This window comes from Longimicrobium terrae, from assembly GCF_014202995.1.
Lineage (GTDB): Bacteria > Gemmatimonadota > Gemmatimonadetes > Longimicrobiales > Longimicrobiaceae > Longimicrobium > Longimicrobium terrae.
Window position 1 is genome coordinate 287,758 of record NZ_JACHIA010000003.1, and the last position, 22,652, is coordinate 310,409.

21 protein-coding genes are annotated in these 22,652 nt (G+C 68.4%); 17 read left to right on the top strand and 4 right to left on the bottom strand.

The features are described 5' to 3' along the window. Positions 1-91 precede the first annotated feature (91 nt). Complete coding sequence (locus HNQ61_RS07445) at positions 92-1,162, bottom strand: AI-2E family transporter (protein ID WP_170039425.1); 1,071 nt, start codon at positions 1,160-1,162, stop codon at positions 92-94. A gap of 512 nt (positions 1,163-1,674) precedes the next feature. Between HNQ61_RS07445 and HNQ61_RS07450 the strand changes: the two genes are divergently transcribed. The 10 genes from HNQ61_RS07450 (at position 1,675) to HNQ61_RS07495 (ending at position 12,862) form a co-directional block, all read left to right on the top strand. Next, positions 1,675-2,616, top strand: a complete 942-nt coding sequence (locus HNQ61_RS07450; protein WP_170040486.1) for a phosphoribosylaminoimidazolesuccinocarboxamide synthase — start codon at positions 1,675-1,677, stop codon at positions 2,614-2,616. Beyond that, on the top strand, positions 2,613-3,491 hold the full coding sequence (pssA, locus tag HNQ61_RS07455) for a CDP-diacylglycerol--serine O-phosphatidyltransferase (RefSeq protein WP_170039427.1): 879 nt from the start codon (positions 2,613-2,615) through the stop codon (positions 3,489-3,491). The genes HNQ61_RS07450 and pssA overlap by 4 nt, the downstream gene beginning before the upstream one ends. Beyond that, positions 3,488-3,751 (top strand): phosphoribosylformylglycinamidine synthase subunit PurS, encoded by a 264-nt coding sequence (gene purS / locus HNQ61_RS07460; RefSeq protein WP_170039429.1) that lies wholly within the window; start codon positions 3,488-3,490, stop codon positions 3,749-3,751. The genes pssA and purS overlap by 4 nt, the downstream gene beginning before the upstream one ends. Beyond that, positions 3,748-4,443 (top strand): phosphoribosylformylglycinamidine synthase subunit PurQ, encoded by a 696-nt coding sequence (gene purQ / locus HNQ61_RS07465; RefSeq protein WP_170039431.1) that lies wholly within the window; start codon positions 3,748-3,750, stop codon positions 4,441-4,443. The genes purS and purQ overlap by 4 nt, the downstream gene beginning before the upstream one ends. A gap of 367 nt (positions 4,444-4,810) precedes the next feature. After that, the gene (locus HNQ61_RS07470) at positions 4,811-5,857 is read left to right on the top strand and encodes a hypothetical protein (RefSeq protein ID WP_170039433.1); all 1,047 of its coding nucleotides are present in this window, start codon (positions 4,811-4,813) and stop codon (positions 5,855-5,857) included. A gap of 35 nt (positions 5,858-5,892) precedes the next feature. Next, a complete protein-coding gene (purL, locus tag HNQ61_RS07475) occupies positions 5,893-8,211 on the top strand; it encodes a phosphoribosylformylglycinamidine synthase subunit PurL (RefSeq protein WP_170039435.1) in 2,319 nt (772 codons plus the stop codon). Positions 8,212-8,811: 600 nt separating this feature from the next. Then, complete coding sequence (purF, locus tag HNQ61_RS07480) at positions 8,812-10,203, top strand: amidophosphoribosyltransferase (protein ID WP_170039437.1); 1,392 nt, start codon at positions 8,812-8,814, stop codon at positions 10,201-10,203. 99 nt (positions 10,204-10,302) lie between these two features. Continuing rightward, positions 10,303-10,842, top strand: a complete 540-nt coding sequence (locus tag HNQ61_RS07485) for a DUF6036 family nucleotidyltransferase (RefSeq protein ID WP_170039444.1) — start codon at positions 10,303-10,305, stop codon at positions 10,840-10,842. After that, a complete protein-coding gene (locus tag HNQ61_RS07490) occupies positions 10,839-11,594 on the top strand; it encodes a hypothetical protein (RefSeq protein WP_170039446.1) in 756 nt (251 codons plus the stop codon). Before HNQ61_RS07485 ends, HNQ61_RS07490 begins: the two co-directional genes overlap by 4 nt. Positions 11,595-11,755: 161 nt before the next feature. Next, positions 11,756-12,862 (top strand): aldo/keto reductase, encoded by a 1,107-nt coding sequence (locus HNQ61_RS07495; RefSeq protein WP_170039448.1) that lies wholly within the window; start codon positions 11,756-11,758, stop codon positions 12,860-12,862. A gap of 82 nt (positions 12,863-12,944) precedes the next feature. Here the strand turns inward: HNQ61_RS07495 and HNQ61_RS07500 are convergent, their stop codons facing one another. Both HNQ61_RS07500 and HNQ61_RS07505 read right to left on the bottom strand, forming a co-directional pair. Next, on the bottom strand, positions 12,945-13,895 hold the full coding sequence (locus HNQ61_RS07500; protein ID WP_170039450.1) for a DNA adenine methylase: 951 nt from the start codon (positions 13,893-13,895) through the stop codon (positions 12,945-12,947). 12 nt (positions 13,896-13,907) lie between these two features. Continuing rightward, a complete protein-coding gene (locus HNQ61_RS07505) occupies positions 13,908-15,266 on the bottom strand; it encodes a hypothetical protein (protein ID WP_170039452.1) in 1,359 nt (452 codons plus the stop codon). A gap of 341 nt (positions 15,267-15,607) precedes the next feature. Between HNQ61_RS07505 and HNQ61_RS07510 the strand changes: the two genes are divergently transcribed. The 6 genes from HNQ61_RS07510 to HNQ61_RS07535 all read left to right on the top strand — a co-directional run bounded on the left by HNQ61_RS07510 (position 15,608) and on the right by HNQ61_RS07535 (position 20,709). Further along, complete coding sequence (locus HNQ61_RS07510; protein ID WP_170039454.1) at positions 15,608-16,423, top strand: p24 family protein; 816 nt, start codon at positions 15,608-15,610, stop codon at positions 16,421-16,423. A gap of 133 nt (positions 16,424-16,556) precedes the next feature. Continuing rightward, the gene (locus HNQ61_RS07515) at positions 16,557-17,678 is read left to right on the top strand and encodes a carboxypeptidase-like regulatory domain-containing protein (RefSeq protein ID WP_170039456.1); all 1,122 of its coding nucleotides are present in this window, start codon (positions 16,557-16,559) and stop codon (positions 17,676-17,678) included. Between the two features lie 274 nt (positions 17,679-17,952). Continuing rightward, complete coding sequence (locus tag HNQ61_RS07520) at positions 17,953-19,086, top strand: carboxypeptidase-like regulatory domain-containing protein (protein WP_170039458.1); 1,134 nt, start codon at positions 17,953-17,955, stop codon at positions 19,084-19,086. A gap of 100 nt (positions 19,087-19,186) precedes the next feature. Then, complete coding sequence (locus tag HNQ61_RS07525) at positions 19,187-19,801, top strand: TetR/AcrR family transcriptional regulator (protein WP_170039461.1); 615 nt, start codon at positions 19,187-19,189, stop codon at positions 19,799-19,801. Between the two features lie 57 nt (positions 19,802-19,858). Beyond that, a complete protein-coding gene (locus tag HNQ61_RS07530) occupies positions 19,859-20,299 on the top strand; it encodes a DoxX family protein (RefSeq protein WP_170039464.1) in 441 nt (146 codons plus the stop codon). Beyond that, positions 20,296-20,709, top strand: coding sequence for a VOC family protein (locus tag HNQ61_RS07535; protein ID WP_170039467.1), 414 nt, complete (start codon positions 20,296-20,298; stop codon positions 20,707-20,709). Before HNQ61_RS07530 ends, HNQ61_RS07535 begins: the two co-directional genes overlap by 4 nt. Positions 20,710-21,058: 349 nt before the next feature. Here HNQ61_RS07535 and HNQ61_RS07540 read toward each other — a convergent pair whose 3' ends face one another. Further along, positions 21,059-21,619 carry a hypothetical protein gene (locus HNQ61_RS07540; RefSeq protein ID WP_170039470.1) on the bottom strand — a complete coding sequence of 187 codons (561 nt, stop codon included), beginning with the start codon at positions 21,617-21,619 and terminating at the stop codon, positions 21,059-21,061. Positions 21,620-21,964: 345 nt separating this feature from the next. Here HNQ61_RS07540 and HNQ61_RS07545 point away from each other — a divergent pair, with 345 nt between their 5' ends. Then, positions 21,965-22,621: a hypothetical protein gene (locus HNQ61_RS07545; protein WP_170039473.1), complete on the top strand. Its 657-nt coding sequence runs from the start codon at positions 21,965-21,967 to the stop codon at positions 22,619-22,621. Positions 22,622-22,652: the final 31 nt, after the last annotated feature.

Below are 22,652 nucleotides of genomic sequence, written 5' to 3' on the forward strand. Positions count from 1 at the left end.
CCGAAGCCCCGGCAAGCTCCCGGCTGCCGTTCCGCGCCAACCTGAGCCCCGCTCCCGCCTCATCTTCCCCCTATTCCCTATTCCCTATTCCCTATTCCCTATTCCCTGTCTCCTCCGGCGCGTGCGGCGTCGGCACGGCGGAACTCGTGACGGGCTGCTGCGGGGCGAGGTCGGCGCCCGGCTCGCCGAACGCCAGGTCGCGGATGAGCACCGTCAGCGGGACAGCCAGGATCGCGCCCGTGGGGCCCAGCACCCACGCCCAGAAGATCACGGAAAGAAAGCTCAGCAGCGCGCTGATCTGCATCTGCCGCCCCACGAACCGCGGCCCGATCACGTTGTCGAGCACGTTGTTGATCAGCTGATATCCCACGAACACGATCAGCGCGTCGCGCCATCCCCCGCCCACCAGCGCCAGCAGCGTCGGAGGGATCAGCGACAGGGTGAAGCCGATGTTGGGCACGAAGCTCAGCACGAACGACAGCACCGCCCAGAGCAGCGCGTAGTCCACGCCCAGGATCATCAGCAGCGCGTAGTTCAGCACGGCGGCGATCAGGCCCAGCACGGCGCGCACGGCCATGTAGCCGCGGATCGTCTTGGAAAAAGCCAGGAACTGCGCGGCGGCCGGGCTGTGATCACGCGCGCCGGTCCGCGCCCGCCGCTCCAACTGCCACATCCCGCCCAGCATGAAGGCAAAGATGAAAAAGGTGAGCACCAGGCTGCTGAGCCCGCCCGCCACCCCGGTGGACGCGTTCAGCAGCGTGCGCGCGACTTCCGGCCCCTTCACCGCCCGCTCCAGGTACGCGCCCGCGTCGATGCCGTACTCGGCCGCCATGCCCGACAGCGAGGCGAGCACGCCTTCCAGCTCCGTGCGGTACCGCGGAAACTCCACCGCGATCTGCCGCAGCGACACGCCCACGAACGCCACCAGCAGCACTCCCGAAACGACGACCGCCAGCACCACCAGCGTCACCGCCAGCCCGCCCGCGAGGCCCCACCTCCGCAGCTTTCGGGTGATGGGCTGAAACAGCAGCGCCAGAAAGCCCGCCATCAGCATGGGATTCAAAATGCCCGACGCGGAACGCATTCCCGAGATGAGAATGACGACCGCCGCCGCCCCGATCAGAATCGGCAGAGGATTGCGGCGGAGTTGGCTGAGTTCCATGGATGCGGGCGCGGGGCGAGGGGCGGCGATGGCGGATCTGGCCCGCAAGATGAGCGCGGGCAGGCGGGCGCGTCCAGAGCGGGCGCGGAGCGGACCGCCAGAGCGGGGCGAGCGGACCAGATCGGTGCGTCCCGGATCAAACGCGCCCGCCGGCCGCCCTGAGCGGATGAATCCGCCGCTCGAACATCGCAAAGCCCCGACTCGCGGCCGCTGTCGCGCCCACGATCGGGGCTTCAACTGCATCGTGGGATGCGGACGACAGTGGGGTGTGCTCCCTCTCCCACATCCGTTCGTGGGAGAGGGTCGTCGTGCGCAGCACGCGGGGTGAGGGCCCCGGCCGGCGGCCCGCGACGATCCATGACCCCGCCGTCCACCGTCAGCCCTCCGCCATCCCTTTCTCAGCACCGCGCCTCCGCGCCCGCGTAACGGCGCGGGCGCGCTGGTTGCCGCGCACAGGGGAGACGTGTAGTTTTCCCGCTTTCCCAGCCTTTACTTTCGATGGAGCGCCGACCCTGACTGCCACGCTGGTCAGCACCGACCTTCCCTTTCCGCTGCTCGTGCGCGGCAAGGTCCGCGACGTGTACGACCTGGGCGACGCGCTGCTGATGGTGGCCACCGACCGGGTGAGCGCGTTCGACGTCGTCATGCCCGATCCGGTCCCCCGGAAGGGCGAGGTGCTCACCCTGATCTCCGCCTGGTGGTTCGCCCGCACCGCCGGCCTGGTGCCCAACCACGTCCTCAGCATCGACCCCGACGCCATCGCCGCGCGCTACCCCGCGCTGGCGCCGCACCGGGAGTCGTGGGCGCGCCGCTCCATGCTGGTCCGCCGGCTGACGCCCTTTCCCGTGGAATGCGTGGTCCGCGGCTACCTGAGCGGCAGCGCGTGGAAGGAGTACCGCGAAACCGGCACCCTGGCCGGCGAACCGCTCCCCGCCGGGCTGCGCGAAAGCGACCGGCTGGACCCGCCCGTCTTCAGCCCCGCCACCAAGGCCGAAACCGGCCACGACGAAAACATTCCGCTCAGCCGGATGGCGGAAATCGTGGGCGCGGAGCAGGCGGACCGGCTGCGCGAAGCCTCGCTGGCGCTGTACGCGCGGGGACGCGACGTGGCGGCGGAGGCGGGAATCATCATCGCGGACACCAAGTTCGAGTTCGGCACGGACACCGACGGCTCCATCCGCGTGATGGACGAGGTGCTTACGCCGGACTCGTCCCGCTTCTGGCCCGCGGACCGCTACGAGCCCGGCCGCGGCCAGCCGTCGCTGGACAAGCAGCCGCTGCGCGACTGGCTGGAGGAGCTGGAGCGCGCCGGCGCGTGGAACAAGTCGCCCCCCGGCCCGGCGCTGCCCCCCGAGGTGGTGGCCGAAACGTCGCGCCGCTACCAGGACGCCTTCCGCCGCATCACCGGCGTGGCGCTGGACGACTTTCCCCTTACCGACCCCGATCGCACGTGAACGCCCCCCAGCCGACATCCCGGCGCCGCCGGCTGCGCCGCGGGGTGGTCATCCTCCCCAGCGCCTTTACCCTGGGCAACCTGTTCCTGGGGATCTGGGCCATCATCCATGCCAGCCGCGGGCAGTTCGCCGAGGCGGGGTGGATGATCGTGGGCGCGGCCATCATGGACCTGCTGGACGGCCGCATCGCCCGCTTCACCGCCACGGGGAGCGCGTTCGGCGAAGAGCTGGACTCGCTGGTGGACGCCATCAGCTTCGGCGTGGCGCCGGCGCTCATCGCCTACTTCGCCTTTCTGGACACGGGCGGCGAGTGGAGCTGGATCCTCTCGTTTCTGTACATCGTGGCGGCCGTGTTCCGGCTGGCGCGCTTCAACATCGAACAGGCGGGAACGGCCAAGTCCGCGTTTCACGGACTTCCCTCCCCCACGGCCGGCGCGTGCCTGGCGACGTACTACGCCTTTACGCAGACCGCGTTCTGGGAGCGCTTTCTGCCGCACGTTCCCGTTCCGCGCACGGCCGGCTTTCTGATGCTGTTCGTGGGCGTGCTGATGGTGAGCAACGTCCTGTACCCGGTGGTGCCGCGCTTCAGCATCCGCACCTGGGGCGGCCGCTTCTCCATCTTCATGATGGTGGCGGCGCTGGTGTCGGCATTCACCCATCCGGAGTACTTCTTCTTCCCCTTCTCCATCGTCTACATCACCTGGGGGCTCATCCGTTCGGTCTTTGCCGGGTTCCAGGACCGGCTGCCGGAGGGCGACCCGCTGGAAGACGAGGACCCGGAGGAGCAGGAAGCGCGGGAACTGGACTACGAAGACATCCGCCTTCGCCGCGGCATGCGCGACGGGGCACCTTCTGACGGCGAGGGAAGAGCGTGACGGATTACCGGATCGAGGTTCGGGTGACGCCCCGGCGCGGCATTCTGGACCCGCAGGGCAAGGCCGTGGGCGGCGCGCTGGCGTCGCTGGGGTTCAGCGGGGTGGACGAGGTGCACGTGGGCCGGCTGATCGTGTTCGGCCTGCAGGCCGGCAACGAGGCGGAAGCACGCGAGCGGGTGGACGCCATGTGCCGCCAGCTGCTGGCCAACCCGGTGACGGAGGACTTTGCCGTCACCGTGGCGGCGGGGAGCGCGTCGTGAAGATCGGCGTCGTCACCTTTCCCGGCAGCAACTGCGACTACGACTGCTATCGCGCGTCGCGGGAGGTGCTGGACGCGGAGACGGTGTACCTGTGGCACAAGGAGCACGACCTGCAGGGGGTGGACGCCATCTTTCTGCCAGGCGGCTTCAGCTACGGCGACTACCTGCGCTGCGGCGCCATCGCCGCAAAGAGCCCCATCATGCGCGAGGTGATCGCGTTCGCCGAAGCGGGCGGTCCGGTGGCGGGCATCTGCAACGGCTTTCAGATCCTGTGCGAAAGCGGGCTGCTGCCCGGCGCGCTGATCCGCAACCGCTCGCTCAAGTTCCGCTCGCGCCCGGTGTACCTGCGCGTGGAGCGCGCCGAGCCCCCGTTCGCCACGGACTACACCGTGGGCCAGGTGCTGCGCGTGCCCATCGCCCACGGCGAAGGCTGCTACACCGCGGACGACCGCACGCTGGATGAGCTGGAGGCGGAGAGGCGCGTGGCGTTCCGCTACTGCGACGCGGACGGCAACGTGGTCGCGGACGCGAACCCCAACGGCAGCGCGCGCAACATCGCGGGCATCGTGAATGCGGCCGGAAACGTGCTGGGGATGATGCCCCACCCGGAGCGCGCGGTGGATCCGCTGCTGGGCGCCACGGACGGGATCGGGCTGTTTACGTCGATCGCGGGGCATCTGGCGGGGAGATGAACGGAAGGGCCGGGTGCGGGATGAACTGAAGTGCCCAGAGGAACTGAAGGGGCAGGCATCGGTTCATTTCGGTGAGCACCGCGCGTCCGCCAGCCAGGAGCGAATGAATTCGCCGCTGGACAGGCACGAAGTCCGCCTTCGCGGACTGTGGGGGCGGGTGCGGCGCGTGCGGCGGAGTTGGCTTGTCGCAGGCCAGATCCTTCGTCGGCGCCATGGTTCGGCCACGCGGACAACGCGGTTGGCGCCTCCTCAGGATGACATGGGTGGGGGAGAAGGCCGGTTGCGAGCCCCACGGTACGCCTCATCCTGGGCACTTGTACCTGGGCACTTCTGTTCCCTGAGCACTTTCCTTTCACGGAGGTGTCGGATGACGACCAAGCGATTCTCGCTCAGCCTCGCCCTGCTGGCGGCCGTGGTGGCCGCGGCGCCGGCACAGGCGCAGGCCGTGATTTCGCGCGGGATGACGGCGGACCAGGTGCGCGCCGCGTTCGGCGCGCCGGCCACCACGCGCGAGTCCGGCGTGTGGACGTACTGGTACTACCTCAACGGGTGCGCCGTGCGCTGCGGCTCCGACGACGTCGTCTTCTTTCGCGACGACCGCGTGGTGGCCGCCGTACTCCGCACCCGCCGCCGCACCATCGCCGGGCCCCGCGCGGATGACGCGCTGGAGCAGGCCGGCGGCGCGGACCAGAACGGCGCGGTCAGCGTTCCCGCAACCGGCGGCCGCGCGGTCGTTGGCGGCGTGCGGGTGGATGGACCGCCCCCCGCGCGCACCGAGGTGATCAACGTGCCCGGCAACGCGCCGCGGCCGGAAACGGTCATCACCCCCGGCGACGCGCCGACTGCGGCGGAAAGCGGCGTGCGCGCCCGCGAAGCCCGTCCCGGCGAGGCGCCCACGATCGTCATCGGCGGCACGGCGGGGCAGAACGCCACGGGCGGCGTATCGGACGGCACCACCGTCTTTCCCCGCGCGCGCGCCACCAACACCGCGCCAGCGGGCGGCGTGACGACAGCGCCCGCCGGCGAGCCGACTTCCATCGACCGGGCCAACCAGCGCCTGCAGGAAGACCGGGCCAACGAGGAAAGCTCCATCGACCGCGCCGCCCGCCGCCGCGCGGCGGACCAGGCCAACGAGGAAACCTCCATCGAACGCGCCTCCCGCCGCAACGCGGAAGAGCGCGGCGTGGACCCGGCCGTCGCCGAGCGCCTGCAGATCATTCAGGCCACGTCGCAGCCCGCGGTCGCCTCGCCCACGGTGGTGCCCACGCCCGCGGTGACTCCGACGACCACCACGCCGGCCGCGGCCAGTCCCGCGGCGACCGGCACTTCTGGGACGACCGGCAATCCATCGACCGGCGGACGCACGACGACCGCGCCGGCCACGCCCGCGCAGCCGATCAACCGTACGCCCTGACGCGCAGCCTTACCCAACTCTCGCTGGAGACCGACGTGCCCGTAACGCCCCGCCCCGGAGACCCGGCCATCACCCCCGAACTGGTGGCCGAGCACGGGATCAGCGAATACGAATACAAGCTGATCCTCGACATCCTGGGCCGCGAGCCCAGCTACACCGAACTGGGCGTGTTCAGCGCGATGTGGTCGGAGCACTGCGGTTACAAGAACAGCCGCCCCCTCCTTCGCAAGCTGCCCACGACCGCGCCCTGGGTGCTTCAGGGCCCCGGTGAAAACGCCGGCGTCATCGACGTGGGCGACGGTCTCGCGGTCGCCTTCAAGATCGAATCGCACAATCATCCCAGCGCCGTGGAGCCGTACCAGGGCGCCGCGACGGGGGTGGGCGGCATTCTGCGCGACGTCTTCACCATGGGCGCGCGGCCGATCGCCGTGCTCAATTCGCTGCGCTTCGGCGAGATCGACGGCGCGGAGGGCGACCGGGTGCGCTACCTGGTGGGCGGTGTCGTGAAGGGGATCGGCGATTACGGCAACTGCGTCGGCATCCCCACGGTCGGCGGCGAGGTGTACTTCGACGCGGCGTACGAGGGCAATCCGCTGGTGAACGCCATGGCCATCGGGTTGATGAAGACGGATGAACTGATCCGCGGCGTGGCATCCGGCGTGGGCAATCCCATCATGGCCGTGGGATCCAAGACGGGGCGCGACGGCATTCACGGCGCCACCTTCGCCAGCGCGGAGCTGAGCGAGGAGAGCGAGGCCAAGCGCCCGATGGTGCAGGTGGGCGATCCGTTCACGGAAAAGCTTCTCCTGGAAGCGTCGCTGGAGCTCATCCGCTCCGGCCACATCGTCGGCATTCAGGACATGGGCGCGGCGGGGCTCGTCTCCTCCAGCACCGAGATGGCGGCGCGCGGCGGCACGGGCGTGGACATCGAGATCACCACCGTCCCCGTCCGCGAGCGCGGCATGACGCCGTACGAGATCCTGCTGAGCGAAACGCAGGAGCGCATGCTCGTCGTCGCTCACGAAGGGCGTGAAGAGGACGTTCGGGCGATCCTGGGCCGCTGGGATCTGGATGCGGAAGTGATCGGCCACGTGACGGACACGGGACGCTACGTGATCCGCGAAAACGGTGTCGTGGTCGTCGACATCCCCGGCGAGCCGCTGGTGGACGCCTGCCCCACGTACACGCGCGAGGGCGTGGAATCCGCCGAGATCGCCGCGCTGCGTGCGGAGGACGTGCGCGCCATCGCGCCGCGCGCGGAAGAGGCGGACCCCACGTGGACGCTGCGCGCGCTGCTGGATTCGCCGACCATCGCCAGCAAGCGCTGGGTCTACGAGCAGTACGACAGCACCGTGCGGACGAACACCGTGGTGGGGCCGGGCAGCGACGCGGCGGTCCTGCGCCTGCGCGGCACCAACCGCGGCATCGCGGCCACGGTGGACTGCAACAGCCGCTACGTGTATCTGAATCCGCACCGCGGCGGCCAGATCGCCGTGGCCGAGGCGGCGCGCAATCTGGCGTGCAGCGGCGCCCTGCCCCGCGCGGTGACGGACAACCTGAACTTCGGCAATCCGCTCAAGCCCGAAGTCTACTATCAGCTCAGCGAGTCGCTGCGCGGCATCGGGGAGGCGTGCACCGCCTTTCAGACGCCCATCACCGGCGGCAACGTGAGCCTGTACAACGAGAACCCGCTGGGCGCCATCTACCCCACGCCCACGATCGGGATGGTGGGGGTGATCGACAACATCGACCACGTGATGACGGCGCCGTTCCGCGGCGAGGGCGACGCGATCGTCCTTCTCGGCGCCAACACGGATGAGCTGGGCGGGAGCGAGTACCTGAAGGTGGTGCACGGCCGCGTGGCCGGCGACGCGCCCGCGGTGAGCCTGGACGGCGAGAATGCGCTGCGCACCGCCGTCCTCGCGCTGATCGCGGGCGACATGATCCGCTCGGCGCACGACACCGCGGAAGGCGGCCTGGCCGTGGCCCTGGCGGAATGCGCCATCGCCAACCCCGCCGCGCCGCTGGGCATGGACGTGGAACTGGATGACGAACTGCCCGGCAACGCGCTGCTCTTTGGCGAGGCGCAGGGGCGCGTCGTGGTGAGCTGCGCGGCGGACGGGGTGGACGCGGTGCTGGCGCTGGCGGCCGAGCACGGCGTGCCGGCCAAGCGCATCGGCACCGTGGGCGCGCCGTTCGGCACCTTTGCCATCCGCACCGCGGCGGGAACGGTGGAGGCCGCGGCCGGCGAGCTGGCCGAGATCTACGAGCGCGCCATTCCGCGGCGGATGGACGGGACTCCGGCGGACGTGGAAACGTCGCTGGAGAGCATGGTGCAGAACGGGATGGAGTAGGGGGCTTCTCAACCGTGCAGATAGGCGCACGGAGAGGGGAGAACGGCAACTCATCTCGTTCCGGAGGGTGTGGCGCGGCGGAGAGGGCCCCCTCCCCCCAGCCCCCTCCACCCGCTCCGCGGGAGAGGGGGAGCCGTTCGGGGCGGTGGCGGGTTCGGTGCGCGGCTGCTGCGATCGCCCGGCGGTTGAAACCGCGCCTCGAACGACACGAAGTCCGCCTGCGCGGACTGGGCGGGCAGCGTTTTCGCGGGTCCATGCGGTTGAAGCCCCGAACCGGACGCGCGAGCGGCCGGTGCCGGAGGTTCCCGCTGTTTGAGCGGCGGATTCATTCGCTCAGGAGGCTTCGCTCACGCGACGAATTCCGCCTCACACGCCGAAACATCCGCCACGCCCAACCCTCCCCCAGTCTTTTTTGGGGGAGGATGGGCCGGTGGGGCCGGACCGGGTGGGGGCCGCCGTGAAAGCCGGCCAGCCGCGCCGAATACCGTCTGGCGCGTTAACACGCCGCACCACGAACGCCGCCCGGGGTACGGGCACTCTCCGGAACACGGCCGCGCACCTCGCGCCGTGCCGTCCGCAAAAAGCACCGAGAAGAAGCCGATGTGTGGAATCGTCGCGGTATCCGGGAACTCCGAGGCCGCTCAGCTCTGCTTTCTGGGCCTGTACTCCCTTCAGCACCGCGGGCAGGAAGCCGCGGGCATCGCATCGTTCGACCGCGCCACCGGCCAGAGCCACCGCGTGCGCAAGCCCGGCCTGGTGTCCGACGCCATCCAGGCCAAGGACATCGCCGAACTCCCCGGCGACGTGGCGGTGGCGCACATCCGCTACTCCACGGCGGGCGGCGCGGGGCTCAAGAACGCGCAGCCCATCCGCGAAAGCTACCGCGGCGGCCCCATCGCCCTGGTGCACAACGGCAACCTCACCAACGCCAACCTCCTCCGCGACCAGCTCTTCAACCAGGGCGCGCTGTTCCAGAGCACCATCGACAGCGAAGCGATCGTCCACCTGATCGCCCGTTCCCGCGGCGCCACCCCCGACGAGCAGATCACCGAGGCGCTGTCGCAGCTGGAGGGCGCGTACTGCGTGCTCATCACCGTGGGCGACACGCTGTATGCGGCGCGCGATCCGTACGGCTACCGCCCGCTGGTGATCGGCGCGCTCCCCGGCGGCGGGCTCATGCTGGCCAGCGAGACGTGCGCGCTGGACATCGCGGGCGCGCGCTACGTGCGCGACGTGGAGCCGGGCGAGTTCATCCGCATCCGCGGCGGCGAGATTGAAACGGTGAGCCGGCTACCGCAGATGGTGGCCGAGTCGCAGCCCTGCATCTTTGAACTCGTCTACTTCGCCCGGCCGGACACGCAGCTGTGGGGCTACACGGTGGACCGCGCGCGGCGTGCCTTTGGGCGGCGGCTGGCGCAGGAGCAGGGGGCGCCAGGCGACATCGTCATCTCCGTTCCCGACAGCGCCAACTCGGCCGCGGTGGGATACAGCGAGCAGAGCGGCATCCCGTTCGAGCTGGGGTTGATTCGCAATCACTACGTGGGGCGCACCTTCATCACCCCCACGCAGGCCGGGCGCGACTTCAAGGTGCGGATGAAGTTCAGCCCCGTGCGCGAGGTGCTGAGCGGCAAGCGCGTGGTGGTGGTGGACGACTCGCTGGTGCGCGGAACCACCAGCCGCGCGCTGGTGAACATGCTGCGCGAGGCGGGCGCCACGCAGGTGCACCTGCGCCTGGCCTCGCCGCCGGTGCGCTGGCCCTGCTTCTACGGCATCGACATGCCCACCCGCGAGGAGCTGATCGCCTCCGACAAGACGGTGGAGGAGATCCGCGCCTTTCTGGGCGTGGACTCGCTGGGCTACCTGTCGCCGGACGGGATGCTGGAGTGCGTGGCGGACGAGGGCGAAACGTACTGCACCGCCTGCTTCACGGGCGACTACCGCGCCCCACTGGTGGACGCGCAGCAAGGCTTCGCGATGAGCAGCCACTGCTGAGCGGGCCGTCGCGACGAAGTCCTGAACAGCCGCCCCCATCGGGCGGCTGTTCTGTTTCCGGCCGTTGTTTTTCGATGGAAAAAGCATATACTTCGATCCATGAATCGAACTGACCTGGAAATCGCGCTCGAGCGGCTGGGCGGCCGGTGCCCGGACGATTGCGAAATCGTACTCGCCGGCGGATCGGCGCTGGTCCTGGGCGGCTACATCGACCGTGGCACCAGCGACGGCGACGTGATTCACGCGGACCCGCGCCTCGCCGATCTCAAGCGCCACATCGCCGCCGTCGCCGAGGAACTGGATCTTGCGCCTGGATGGCTGAACGACGGCGTGAAAGCGTGGGCCGGCGTGCTGCCGCCCGACTTCCGGGACCGGCTGGAGGACGTGGGTACCTTTGGAAGGCTGCGCGTGCGGCGGCTGGGCCGGCTGGACCTGCTGGTCATGAAGTTCTTGTCCCTCCGAGCCGTGGACCTGGACGACCTGGATGAACTCGGGCCGACCGCGGAGGAAGTCGCCTTCGTGCGGGGCCAGATGGGGCGGATCGCCGCGCTCTTTCCGGACCGCGCGCTGCGAATGTCGCTGTACCTGGATCAGGGTGAGACCGCGGGTCTCCCCGATCCGCAATCACCGGATCGATGAGCAGTTCGATGTACGAATCGCGCGACAGGCTCTCCTCCCAGTGGGCACGGATCGGCGGCGGATTCTCGGTCGCTCCCGCGGCGGAGCCGGTGGATGTGGAGCGTCTGGTGGCGGAATCCGCGCAGGCGGCCGCGCAGGACCATCGTCTCTTCTTCGTGAGCGCGACGTGGATCGGCGTGCACCATCACCTGGTGAACGCACGGCGGCTGGGGCGCGAGCTGGAAACGCTGTCCGGACTGGCTTCGGCGGCCGCCGGCGCGATGCTGTCCGTGGCGAATCTCGTGGGCCAGACGCCGCGGCTGGAAGCGGCCATGCGCAATTGCACTCCGCTGGCCGAGCCGCGTCCGCTGTTTGACCGCATCGAGCGAAACGCGGTGCTCCGGGACGCGGCGCGGGACGAATCGCACCCGGCGTTCGTGCGATGGGGATTGTGGAACACGGACGTGACGCTCAAGACGGACGCGGTGCGGCCGGTGCGGTGGATTCTGGCGCACTGCCCCGAGCTTCGCGTGCGCGCGCTGCTGGGCGCGGGGCTGGATGCGGAGATCGTCCGCGCCGTGCTGGATGAGCCGCGGACAATTGCCGCCATCGCCCGGGCGACCGGCGCCACGTACGCGTCCGCGCACGAGGCGGCGGCGCGGCTCGAGGCGCGGGGCATTCTGGACGCGCCCGCCACCGGGCGCGGCGTGGCGCTCTCGCCGCTGATCCGTTCCTGGCTGGAGGTGTTCCCCGGCGCGCTCATGCCGGCCTGATCCGGGGGAACGGGCCCGTCATCCAAACCCTTACACCGGATGAGAACCCCGCCGACTTGCTCCACTCCGCCGCGCGGGCTACTCTCCCCACGCGCGCGACGCGTGGCGGCGTGCACGGTTTTCACAGATGATCAACTCGGCCCTGCGCCGATGGAGGCTGCATGAAGTATCGTACCTATCCGGGAACCGACATCCGCGCGTCGGAAGTGGGGTTCGGCGTCTGGACGCTGGCCGCGGGCTGGTGGGGAGACTTTACGGATGACGAGGCCGTGGCGCTGCTGCACCGCGCGTTCGACCTGGGCATCACCCTGTACGACACGGCCGACACGTACGGCAACGGCCGCGCGGACTCGCTGCTGGCCCGTGCGTTCGCCGACCGCCGCGGCGAGGTGACGCTGAGCGCCAAGGTGGGCTACGACTTCTACAACAACCCCGACGTCCGCCGCGGGCAGCAGGAAATTCCGCACAACCCCGATCCGGCGTTCATCCGGTTCGCGGTGGAGGAGCAGCTGAAGCGGCTGGGCACGGACGTGATCGACGTGCTCGCCTTCCACAACGTCAAGGAAGACCACGTTCCCGACGACGGGATCTGGGAAACGTTCCAGCGGCTGCAGGACGAGGGCAAGATCCGCTCGTGGGGCGGCGCCTTGGGGCCGTCCAACGGCTACCTGTTCGAGGGGCTGGACCTGATCCGCGAGCGGCGCGTGCGCAGCCTGCAGCTCATCAACAACATCCTTGAGCCGTTTCCCGGGCAGATCCTGACGCAGGCAGCCGAGGCCACGGGCGTCACCGGCATCCAGGTGCGCGTGACGCACTCGTCGGGGATGCTGGAGGGCCGCTACACGCCGGAAACCGAGTTCGCCAAGAACGACCACCGGCGGCACCGTCCGCGCTCGTGGCTCATCAACGGGCTGCAGAAGCTGGAATCGCTGCGCTGGCTGCACGAGGGCCGCGGGATGACCATCGGGCAGGCGGCGCTCAAGTGGCTGCTGGCCTCGCCGGCGGTGGTGACGACGCTGCCCAACATCTACAACGTGGAGCAGCTGGAGGAGTTCGCGGCCGCCTCGGACCTGCCGGAGCTGACGGCCGAGGACCTGTCTCGCATCGCCGAGCTGCAGCGCACCAACTTTGGCGTGCACGAGGATCACATGCGCTACAAGGGCACCATGGAACGCGACGGCGAGCCGCTGGGCCCCGTGTACCGCTACGCCGACGACGGCTTCCCCGGCGCCCCCGCCGGCACGCGCGAGACCGTCGCCGCAGACTGATCCGCGCACCATCCGCAAGGACGAAAGCCCCGGCGAGCGTTATGCTCGCCGGGGCTTCTTGCTTGGGCACCCTGACGAATGACTACGTCAGGAGACTCATGCGCAACTTGCTCACGACGCGTGACTTAACCTTGGCTGGACTATCTACATCAGGTCGGATCAACCCGCGACTGAAGAACATCACTTCAGCCCCGCTATATCGGTCGGCTGCGCTATAGGAAAGGCCGTATGTCAGAAGAGAGTGACGCCCGTAAAGACGAATGATCTCCGGAGCAGCATCGTACGACACGAGCCACGGTCGTTCTACATGATCCATAGCGGCAGAAATTTCTGCGTGATCGTCCGGGTCATAAAAGTTCTGGTAAAGGCCACGACCCTTCACAAAGTACGGGGGGTCGAGGTACAAGAACGTCGATCGGGGGAGAGTCGGTACCACGTCACGCAAGTAACACGCAGCGTCACGTCGGGTAAGTGTTATGCGCTCACTCTGCCGGGCGATCTTTGAGATGCGGCGGATCAGATCATCCTTGTTGAAACGCGCATCAAGCTTCCAGTTTCCAGTTTGGTTTTTTCCCCCGATTATGCCGCCCTCAATGATCCCAGAGCGGTTGGTCCGATTCAAGAAGAATGTGGAAACCGCGAGATCTAGTTGCTCGGGGTCAGTTGCTTGCTGAACGGCTTTTTGTCGGTGCCATTCATCAACCGTGACTGCGACGTCGCGGATCCTTGCACAAAGAGAGTCCGTATCGTGCAACACAGCATTCCAGAATGCGAACACACTGGGATTCAAGTCATTGATATGCACCCGCGAGGCGTACTGTTCGAAGAGTAACGAGAGTGCTACGCTGGCTCCACCAGCATACGGCTCTGCGTAGTCGTAGCCAACCATCTCATTCGAGAGGAAGAGAAGTTTGACGTAGTTGGCCACCTTTCCTTTGCCTCCTGGATAACGTAGAGGCGAAGGGAAATGGTCGAGGTTGGCGGGCCGCGCTCGCTTGCGAGGCGGCCCCTTAGTGTGGTCGGTACTAGTCATGAGGTTCTGTTCTCAGGGCCAGATCGCTTCCATAAAGGGCTGTAGCTCATCCCATGCGGAGCGAAGGTCAACAGGTTGGGGATGCACATACGGACTATGTACATACTGATTGAACGTAACCGTAGAAGCCGCAAGCTCCCGCGAACCGTCAGCGGCCTTCTTCATCGCGGATACCAGACCTTTGTCGATCTTGCCTAGCCCATGGAGGTGAGCGGCAACCGCTTTGATCTTGTAGGCGAGATTGATATCTCCGGGTTTGGCAGAGAGTACGACTGCCTGAGCTTTGATGTACTCGTCCACGCTAAGTTCCACAAACACACGCAACAAAACCGAACAGGCGTTCGCAAAGTCGGCCACCTTCAGGCGAAGCAACTCGTGATAGATCAAGTTGATTCGAGTCGGGCTAATATTGAGCCGACAATCGCTCGGAATAAGGGCATCCCGAGGAATCAGCGGTCGCGGTGGCTTCGTCTTCGCCCCAGGCTTAGGCTTTGTGCCCGGCTTTACCCCAGTGTCGGCCCCGAGAGGTGCGGGTGCCGCTAATCGCATTGATGGATCGGGCCGGGCAAGAGATTCGAAGTTCGATGCATACTCAGCCCGTTTCTTAGCATTGTAGATGTGGCCGACGTTTGTGGCATCCGTCCGTAGTTCCTCGACAACTCGCGTCAGCGACTTCGCAACTTCCTCCTTCGGGAAGTGCATGACCACTTTCCCACCCTGAACCTCGATACCCAATACATCCCGGATCGGCTTGCTGGTCAGCATTCTCTGTAGATTGCTGATGATCCCCTTGGTCGAAGTCTGTGCAGACTGGCTCAAGAGACCTTCGCTATCTACAAAATCGATGATTTGACCAGCAGGCGACCGTTCCTGGCTGCCGTGTCTTGCGCGAAAGCGGTCCTTCTCGTCAGCACCCCACTCGACTAAACCTTTCCCCCCGCTCTGTCCATCATGACGAAGGAAAATCCACTCCACTGCCTCATCCTCTGTGTCGAAGACGGCGCAACGGATAGAAGTGATGGGATGGACGGCATACTTTTGAGCAAGGATCTGAAGTTCGCGCTGACCTTTCGCATCGAAGGCGGGGGTGACAAGCGCAGGAGTCTCGAGAGCCTTCAGAGTGACGATCCGACGGTTACCTTCGAGAACGATGTATTCGTTCGCGCCTTCAGCCGTCCGGACCACAGCCAACGGCGAAAGCGGATCCAGACGCCCTGCAGAGATGCTTTTAGCAAGTTCCAACAACTTTGCGCCCTGCTGGCGAGCTAGGGCGAGAATCGCAGCTTGCTGGCTCGGCTGCGAATCACGCAGCCGCGCATTCCGAACGTCCACCAACAGAGAAGATGGCGACAGTTCGTCGAAGGTAATCATCGTGGAATACTGATTAAGAGGGGGATGTTGCCCTGGCTGATTTCGTGAGCTACGGGCGAAGCGAAGTCCAAGCGTAGACCGTATCGAACTGGCGTGGACACGCCAGAGTAGCGCGCTTTCCTTCGTGGCGCAAGCAATGTGCGAGTTTCTAAATCTCTTGGGAGTAGTATGGGCGTCGAGGGCCGGTAGCTTCGCCCGACTATGTAGAAACCTCAAACACAGGTCAGGCTCGAACCTCACAGATTCTGACGATCATCCCTTTCCCCTTCCCCTTCTCCGCGCCCGGGTTTACTGTCCTGAGTCGGATGGTTGATCCGGCATCCTCGTTCGCAGCGCCGATCATGAAGTCGTGCCCGTTCTGCGCGGAAGAGATTCAGGACGCCGCCGTGCTGTGCCGCTTCTGCGGACAGTCGCTGGCCTCCGCCTCGCCCGCTCTCGCTGACACCCCGCCCGCTTCCCTCGCGCTCGCCGCCGAGCCGGTGACCGCGCAGGCGTCTGCATCGACGCCGTTGCATGCGCCGGCCTCCGCCGGTGCGCCGGCCGTGGCGGGTCGCGCGTTCGCGGCGCGTCCCGCGAAGCCGGCGCGCGAGCGGCGGTCCGTGGTGAACACGGCGGCGCTGGTCGCGGCCATCCTGCTGGGCGGCGTGGGCGGCGGGTTCGGGATGGGGCAGCTTCCCGCGGTGCAGCAGTCCGCGGCGTCGCTGATGGCCGGCTTCGTGGCGAGCCCCGTGCGCGCCGCCGCTCCCGCGCGTGCACCCAGGGCCGCGCCGCGTCGTCCGCCGCCGCCCATCCACCTGAACCTGGTGCGGTCGCAGACGCTGGACCTGGACGCCGGCCAGTACGTCGCGTTCCAGTTCTACCTTCCCGCGGAGCGCGTCTGCACGGTCACGGGGCACCTGGCCGGGCTGGAGGGCGGCAACCGCGACGTGGACCTGTTCATCGTGGATGACGACGGGCTGGCGAACTTTGAGAACAGCCGCGAATTTCTGCCGCTGATCGGGGTCAAGAAGACCGCCGCGTACGCGCTGCGCGAACGGATGAAGGTGGGCCGCTACCATGTCGTGGTGTCCAACCGCTTCTCCCTCTTCACCGGCAAGCGCGTGCAGCTGGACGCGTTCCGCGCCGAGTGCGTCGTGCCCCCGAACGCCTCGTCCTGAACGCGCCACGTTCCGGACGTCCCCGCGATCCGACGCCGCGCATCCGCACGACTGGCCGGAACCGATCCACACGGGCCCGCATGCCACGCCTCCGCTGAGGGCGCGCCATCCATCCAGCATCCCCGAGCCCGCCATGCAACGCACCCGCACCCTGGCCCACGCACTCCTGATGGCCGCCGGACTGTTCGGCGCCGCGGCCGCGCAGGCGCAGACCCTCACCGGCCGCGTTGTCGATCCCGAAACGGGCGAAACGGTGCCCGGCGCCATGGTTCTGCTGCGCGGGGAAGACGGCATGGAGCAGCGGGCGCTGGCCGACTCGGCGGGCGCGTACACCATCCGGGCGCGGCGGGCCGGCACCTACACCGTTTCCGCCGAGCGCGTGGGCTACCAGTCCACGCCGTCCGCGCCCATCGTTCTGGCCGACGGGCAGACGGTGACCCATCCGCTGACCGCGGGCGTCCGTCGCGTGGTGCTGGACGCCATTACCGCCACCGGCCGCGCACGCCGCTGCGAGGGCGACGTGCGGCGCGGACCCGAGGCGCAGCTGCTGTGGGAGGAAGCGCGCAAGGTGGTCGCCTCCGCCGCGCTGACGCAGCAGCAGGAGGAGCTCACCTTTGTCACCCGCCTGCACCGCCGCTTCAGGCGCCTCGACAATTCCAGGCCCACGCAGTCCGAGAACTGGACCATCATCGCCGCGGGGAAGCCGTTTACGTCACTGACGGCGGAGCAGCTGCTGGCGCGCGGCTACGTCACCTTCGACCGGGATTCCGCGACGTTCCAGGGCATCGACGCGCGGGCCATTCTGAGCGACGCGTTCGTGCAGCATCACTGCTTCAGCGTGGCGGAGGCCGAGGCGGACAAGCCGGAGATGGTGGGGCTGGAGTTCATGCCGCTGCGCAGGACGCGCGAGCCGGACGTTCACGGCGTGCTGTGGCTGGACCGCGCCTCCGCCGAGCTGCGGCTGGTGGAGTACCGGTTCACCAACCTTCCGTACCGCGGCCCGGTGGAGCGGCTGGGCGGGCGGCTGCGGTTTGAGCGGCTGCCGAACGGCGGATGGATCGTGCGCGACTGGATCGTGAACGCGCCCTTTCTGGACCCCACGATTCCGCTGACCGGCGAGCTGCGGCGCCCCCGAGTGCGCGGCCTGGTGGAGCACGGCGGCTGGGTGGTGGAGATCCGGGGGACGGGCGGCGTTCCCGGCGCCACGGCGGAAGGCGACACGGATCCGGCTCCCGCCAACACCGGCCAGCGCTGATCCGCTCGCCGCGAACCCGAGGCGGAGAACGAATCCACGTTCTCCGCCTTTCGCGTTCAATACCGGGGACGGATGATAACCGTCGGGCGGGGTGGATGATGAGACCAGCCGCGATTGTCGTCATCAACATCGGTTGATGATGAGCACCGTCCGCCGACTGCGGATGACGGGCCTGATCGCGATCGTCTACGGCGGGTCATCCAGTCCGGCATGCACGCCCGGCCGGTGTCGTCTATCATCCGCCTTCCCTGCCCTTTCCCGATTGCTCTGATCGATGCAACGCACCGCCGTCCCGATCCGCATCCTGTTCTTCGCCGCCATCGTGTGCGGGGGCGCCGCGCGGGCGCAGACGGTCACCGGCCGCGTGGTGGACCCCGCGACGGGAGAGCCCGTGCCCGGTGCCATGGTGCTGCTGCGCGGCGAAGATGGATCGGAGCGCCGCTCGCTGGCGGACGAATCGGGCGAGTACGTCATCCGGGCGCAGGCGGCGGGGACGTACACCGTGGCGGCGGAGCGCGTGGGCTTTCAATCCACCCCGTCACCGCCCATCCGCCTGGCGGACGGCGAGACGGTGCGCCACGAACTGCGCGCCGGATCGCGCCGGGTGATGCTGGCCGCCATCACCGCCACCGGCCGCGCACGCGCCTGCCAGGGCGACGTGCGGCGCGGGCCCGAGGCGCAGGTGCTGTGGGAAGAGGCGCGCAAGGTGGTGGCCTCGGCGGCGCTGACGGGCGAGCGGGAAGGGCTGACGTTCGTTTCCCGCCTGCACCGCAGCCAGCTGCGGCTGAACAACCGAACCCCGGTGCGCACGCAGGAGTGGATGGCGACAGCGCGGGGCCGGCCGTTCCACTCGCGGTCCGGCGAGGAGCTGGCGGACGAGGGATACGTCGTCTTTCTGCGCGATTCCACCATCTTTCAGGGGATCGACGCGCAGGCGATTCTGAGCGACGCCTTCGTGCAGCATCACTGCTTCAGCGTGGCGGACGGCGGGGCGGAGCGGCCGGGGATGGTGGGGCTGGAGTTCATGCCGCTGCGCGGGCGCGTGCGGCCGGACGTGCACGGGGTGCTGTGGCTGGACCGCGCCTCGGCGGAACTGCGCCACGTGGAGTACCGCTTCACCAACCTTCCGTACACCGGGCCGGTGAACCGGCTGGGCGGCGTGCTGCGGTTCGAACGGCTCCCCGGCGGGTCGTGGATCGTGCGCGAGTGGACGGTGACGGCGCCGCTGCTGGAAGATGATCCGTACGCGCCCATCGTGGCCACGGCCAGATACCTGCGCGTATCCGCGCTGGTGGAGCGCGGCGGCGTCGTCACCGAAATCCGCCAGGGCGAAGCGCCCGCCGGCACCGCCGCCGCGGAACCCGCTCCCGCCGAGCCCGCTCCCGCCACGCCTCCTCCCGCGCGCTGATGGCTGGCGGCGTCATCCGGCGCGGTGCATCGCCACATGCCGCACAATCAATTACGAGCCGTCCTTGACAGACATACCGACTGGTCTGTAGCGTTGGTGCATGACGCAGACGACTCCCCGGCGCAGCAGCGACGCCACGCGCCAGCAGATTCTGGCGGCGGCCTTTGCGGAGTTCTACCGCAACGGATTCCAGGGCGGCAGCCTGAACCACATCGTGGAGGCCGCGGGCGTCACCAAGGGCGCGCTGTTCCACCACTTCGCGGGCAAGCAGGAGCTTGGCTACGCTGTGGTGGACGAGATCATCCAACCGCTGCTGATGAACCGCTGGATCGCGGCCGTGCACGATTCCGACGATCCCATCCGGGACCTCAAGACCGCGTTCCGCCGCTACATCCGCGAGGACATCGGCAGCGGTTCGTGGCTCAACGGGTGCCCGCTGAACAACCTGGCGCAGGAGATGTCGCCGCTGGACGAGGGGTTCCGTTCCCGGATCGACCGGCTGTACGCCACGTGGCGTACAGCGTTCGCAACCGCGCTGGCGGATGGCGCCCGGCGCGGCACCGTGCGCGCCTGGGCCGACCCCGCGGACGCGGCGGCGCTCATCGTGGTGGCGCAGATGGGGATCTGGGGCACCGGCAAGTACTCGCGCGACGAGGTGCTGATGGTGCGCGCCGGCGAGGCGCTCTGCGATTACCTCGACACACTGGCCGCCTGATCCCGGGCACGCCACTTTTCCCGCCGTACCCTCCCCGACCCGCCACCACGGAGACGCATGACTACGCAGGCCATTCCCCACGACACGGTGCTCTCCTCTTCCGCCGCCGGCCGGTCGCGCGGCGCGCTGTGGGCGGGGCGCGTGCTGTTCATCATCCCCGTGCTGTTTCTGCTGATGGACGGCACGATGAAGCTGTTTCAGCCCGCGCCGGTGGTGGAAGCGATGGAGCAGCTTGGATTTGCCGCGGGGCTGGCGCCGGTGCTGGGGGTGATTCTGCTGGCCTGCCTGGCGCTGTACCTGGTGCCCAGGACGGCGGTGCTGGGCGCGGTTCTGCTCACCGCGTACCTGGGCGGCGCCATCGCCACGCACGTGCGGGTTGGCAATCCGCTGTTTTCGCACGTGCTCTTTCCCGTGTACCTGGCCGTCATGATCTGGGGCGCGCTCTGCCTGCGCGACGCCCGGGTACGCGCCCTTCTGCTCGCGGAGCCCGCCCGATGAAGGACATCACCCCGTACCTGACCTTTGACGGCAACTGCCGTGAGGCCATGGAGTTCTACCAGCGCTGCCTGGGCGGCGAACTGAACGTGATGACCTTTGGCGATGGCGACTTCGGTGCGCCGCCGGAGGCCGCGCACCGGCTGATTCACGCGTCGCTCTCCAACGGCGCCACGTCGCTGATGGCGTCCGATACCATGCCCGGGATGGACTACACGGCGGGCAACAGCGTGACGCTGAACCTGGTGCTGGAAAGCGTGGACGAGGTGGACCGGATGTACGAGACGCTGGGCGATGGCGGAAAGGGTACGATGGCGCCGCACGATTCGTTCTGGGGCTCACGCTTCGCCATGCTGACGGACCGGTTCGGGATTCACTGGATGCTGAACTTCGACCAATCCGGCGGGCAGTAACTGCCCGGTTCCTGTAGATGAGCCGAGGGGAGGCGCTGTAGGCTGGGGCGACTGAAGTCGCGGCAACAACGGCGCGAAGTCCGCCTGCGCGGACTGTGGGGAGAGCATCTCGTGCAAGGCGGATTTTCGCGCGGCCGCCCATCCAGGAGCGAATGAATTCGCCGCTGGAAAAGCACGAAGTCCGCCTGCGCGGACTGGGGCGGAAGGTCCGGCGTGAATCCCCTCTGGGCGTTGGATGCGCCGCGCTGAACGCCATGCGGCGGCGAGTCATCGGGCGCGATGGATCGGCAGAAAAGAAGAGCGTGCCCTGGCGGATGCCGGGGCACGCTCTTTCGGTTGTCCGCCTCCGTCAGCGCGTAGGGGCCGAGACGGTGTCCGGCCGCGCCACGCCGCACCAGGGCCAGTTCACGCGTCCGGCGCCCGCGGCCGACGGGCGGCGCGCGCCGCCTCTGCCTTGCCGCGCATCGCCGGCGTGGCGCTCGTCGTGCTCGGCGGCCTGCAGCTCGCAGGCAATCAGCTGCTGCGCGGGATCCAGAATGGCTTCCACGCCGCCAGTCATGCGGCGGTTGTTGGCCACCAGCGCCAGCAGCGTGGGCCGCGCCCGCTCGATCTCCCGCTCGCGCTCTCCCTGCCGGGCGCGCGGATCCTGGCGGTCGCCCCACACGCCGCGCAGGCGCCGGGCGAGGGTGTCGTTCTCAATCCGCCACTCGCGCGCAACCGAATCCAGCGCAATCACCTGCGGCGAGGTCAGCGCCAGCCGCTCGCGCTGGCTGAGCAGCGCGGGAATGGACGGCACGCCCGTTCCCACGACGTCGCGCCGCGGGCCGGACGCGGGGGCAGACTCCGGCGGCGGCACCGAACCGCACGCGGCCAAGCTCATCCCCACGATCAACAACGGGGTGTATTTCACGGGTCTCCTTGGTTCCTGTAGGGGGCTCTGCACCCATACACCGCAACCGGGCGAAATGTTGGCGCCCTGCCCGGCCGATGAACATCGACCCGTCGGCCGGCCGCCGGCACGGTTTCGCGCATCCTTCCCTTGATGCGCGATGGCGATTCCGGTGCCGTGGCGACGGGTGATGATCATCTCCTCACCGGACACGATCGCAGGAGCCGTGCTGGTGGACGGCGCCCGACGGGATGGCCTCGCGCGCGGTCCGGTGCCGCGGGCCCGTTGCGCCATTCCCGGACCGGCGCCATCTTGGCCGTCTCAGGATCACGATCCCCATCCACAGAAACTCACCGGAGAAGCGCCATGCGCGGAATCCTGCTGACCACCCTTCTGCTGGCCGCCGCCACCCCGGCCGCCGCCCAGGGCCACGACCACACGCAGTCCGCCACCGGCGGCCACGCGCACGCCATGCCCGCCGGATGGACGGCGCGCCTGGACCGGGCCAACGCCAACGCCGCGGACATCATGTTCATGCAGATGGGCACCGGCTTTCACGCGGTGACGGGGCCGTCGGCCATCCTGTACAATCCCGCCACCACGGCGACGGGTGCGTTCACGGCGGGCGCCACCTTCCGGCAGAACAAGGCGTCGGCGCATCCGGAGGGCTACGGGCTGATCATCGGCGGGCGCAACCTGACGGCGGAGAACCAGGACTACCTGTACTTCATCGTGCGGCAGGACGGCAAGTACATGATCAAGCACCGCGCGGGCGCCGAAACGCACACGCTGGTGGACTGGACCGCCAACCCCGCCGTGCGCGCCGTGGACGCGCAGGGGCAGGCGAGCAACGCGCTGTCGGTGATGTCGACGCCCACGCACGTGCGCTTTGCCATCAACGGCACGCAGGTGGCCGAGTTCCCGCGCGCGTCCGGGCCCAACACCGACGGCGTGGTGGGGCTGCGGATGAACCACAACCTGGACGTGGCGGTGACGGACTTTGCGGTGACGCCCACGCGCTGACCGCCACGCACCATCGGATGGATGACGGCCG

Coding starts and splice junctions, on each gene's coding strand:
- HNQ61_RS07490 (WP_170039446.1), top strand. CDS start 10,839: ATGAGCAGTTCGATGTACGAATCGCGCGACAGGCTCTCCTCCCAGTGG.
- HNQ61_RS07470 (WP_170039433.1), top strand. CDS start 4,811: ATGACGACCAAGCGATTCTCGCTCAGCCTCGCCCTGCTGGCGGCCGTG.
- HNQ61_RS07535 (WP_170039467.1), top strand. CDS start 20,296: ATGAAGGACATCACCCCGTACCTGACCTTTGACGGCAACTGCCGTGAG.
- HNQ61_RS07495 (WP_170039448.1), top strand. CDS start 11,756: ATGAAGTATCGTACCTATCCGGGAACCGACATCCGCGCGTCGGAAGTG.
- HNQ61_RS07530 (WP_170039464.1), top strand. CDS start 19,859: ATGACTACGCAGGCCATTCCCCACGACACGGTGCTCTCCTCTTCCGCC.
- HNQ61_RS07520 (WP_170039458.1), top strand. CDS start 17,953: ATGCAACGCACCGCCGTCCCGATCCGCATCCTGTTCTTCGCCGCCATC.
- HNQ61_RS07525 (WP_170039461.1), top strand. CDS start 19,187: ATGACGCAGACGACTCCCCGGCGCAGCAGCGACGCCACGCGCCAGCAG.
- HNQ61_RS07510 (WP_170039454.1), top strand. CDS start 15,608: ATGAAGTCGTGCCCGTTCTGCGCGGAAGAGATTCAGGACGCCGCCGTG.
- HNQ61_RS07545 (WP_170039473.1), top strand. CDS start 21,965: ATGCGCGGAATCCTGCTGACCACCCTTCTGCTGGCCGCCGCCACCCCG.
- HNQ61_RS07485 (WP_170039444.1), top strand. CDS start 10,303: ATGAATCGAACTGACCTGGAAATCGCGCTCGAGCGGCTGGGCGGCCGG.
- HNQ61_RS07505 (WP_170039452.1), bottom strand. CDS start 15,266: ATGATTACCTTCGACGAACTGTCGCCATCTTCTCTGTTGGTGGACGTT.
- purF (WP_170039437.1), top strand. CDS start 8,812: ATGTGTGGAATCGTCGCGGTATCCGGGAACTCCGAGGCCGCTCAGCTC.
- HNQ61_RS07515 (WP_170039456.1), top strand. CDS start 16,557: ATGCAACGCACCCGCACCCTGGCCCACGCACTCCTGATGGCCGCCGGA.
- HNQ61_RS07445 (WP_170039425.1), bottom strand. CDS start 1,162: ATGGAACTCAGCCAACTCCGCCGCAATCCTCTGCCGATTCTGATCGGG.
- HNQ61_RS07500 (WP_170039450.1), bottom strand. CDS start 13,895: ATGACTAGTACCGACCACACTAAGGGGCCGCCTCGCAAGCGAGCGCGG.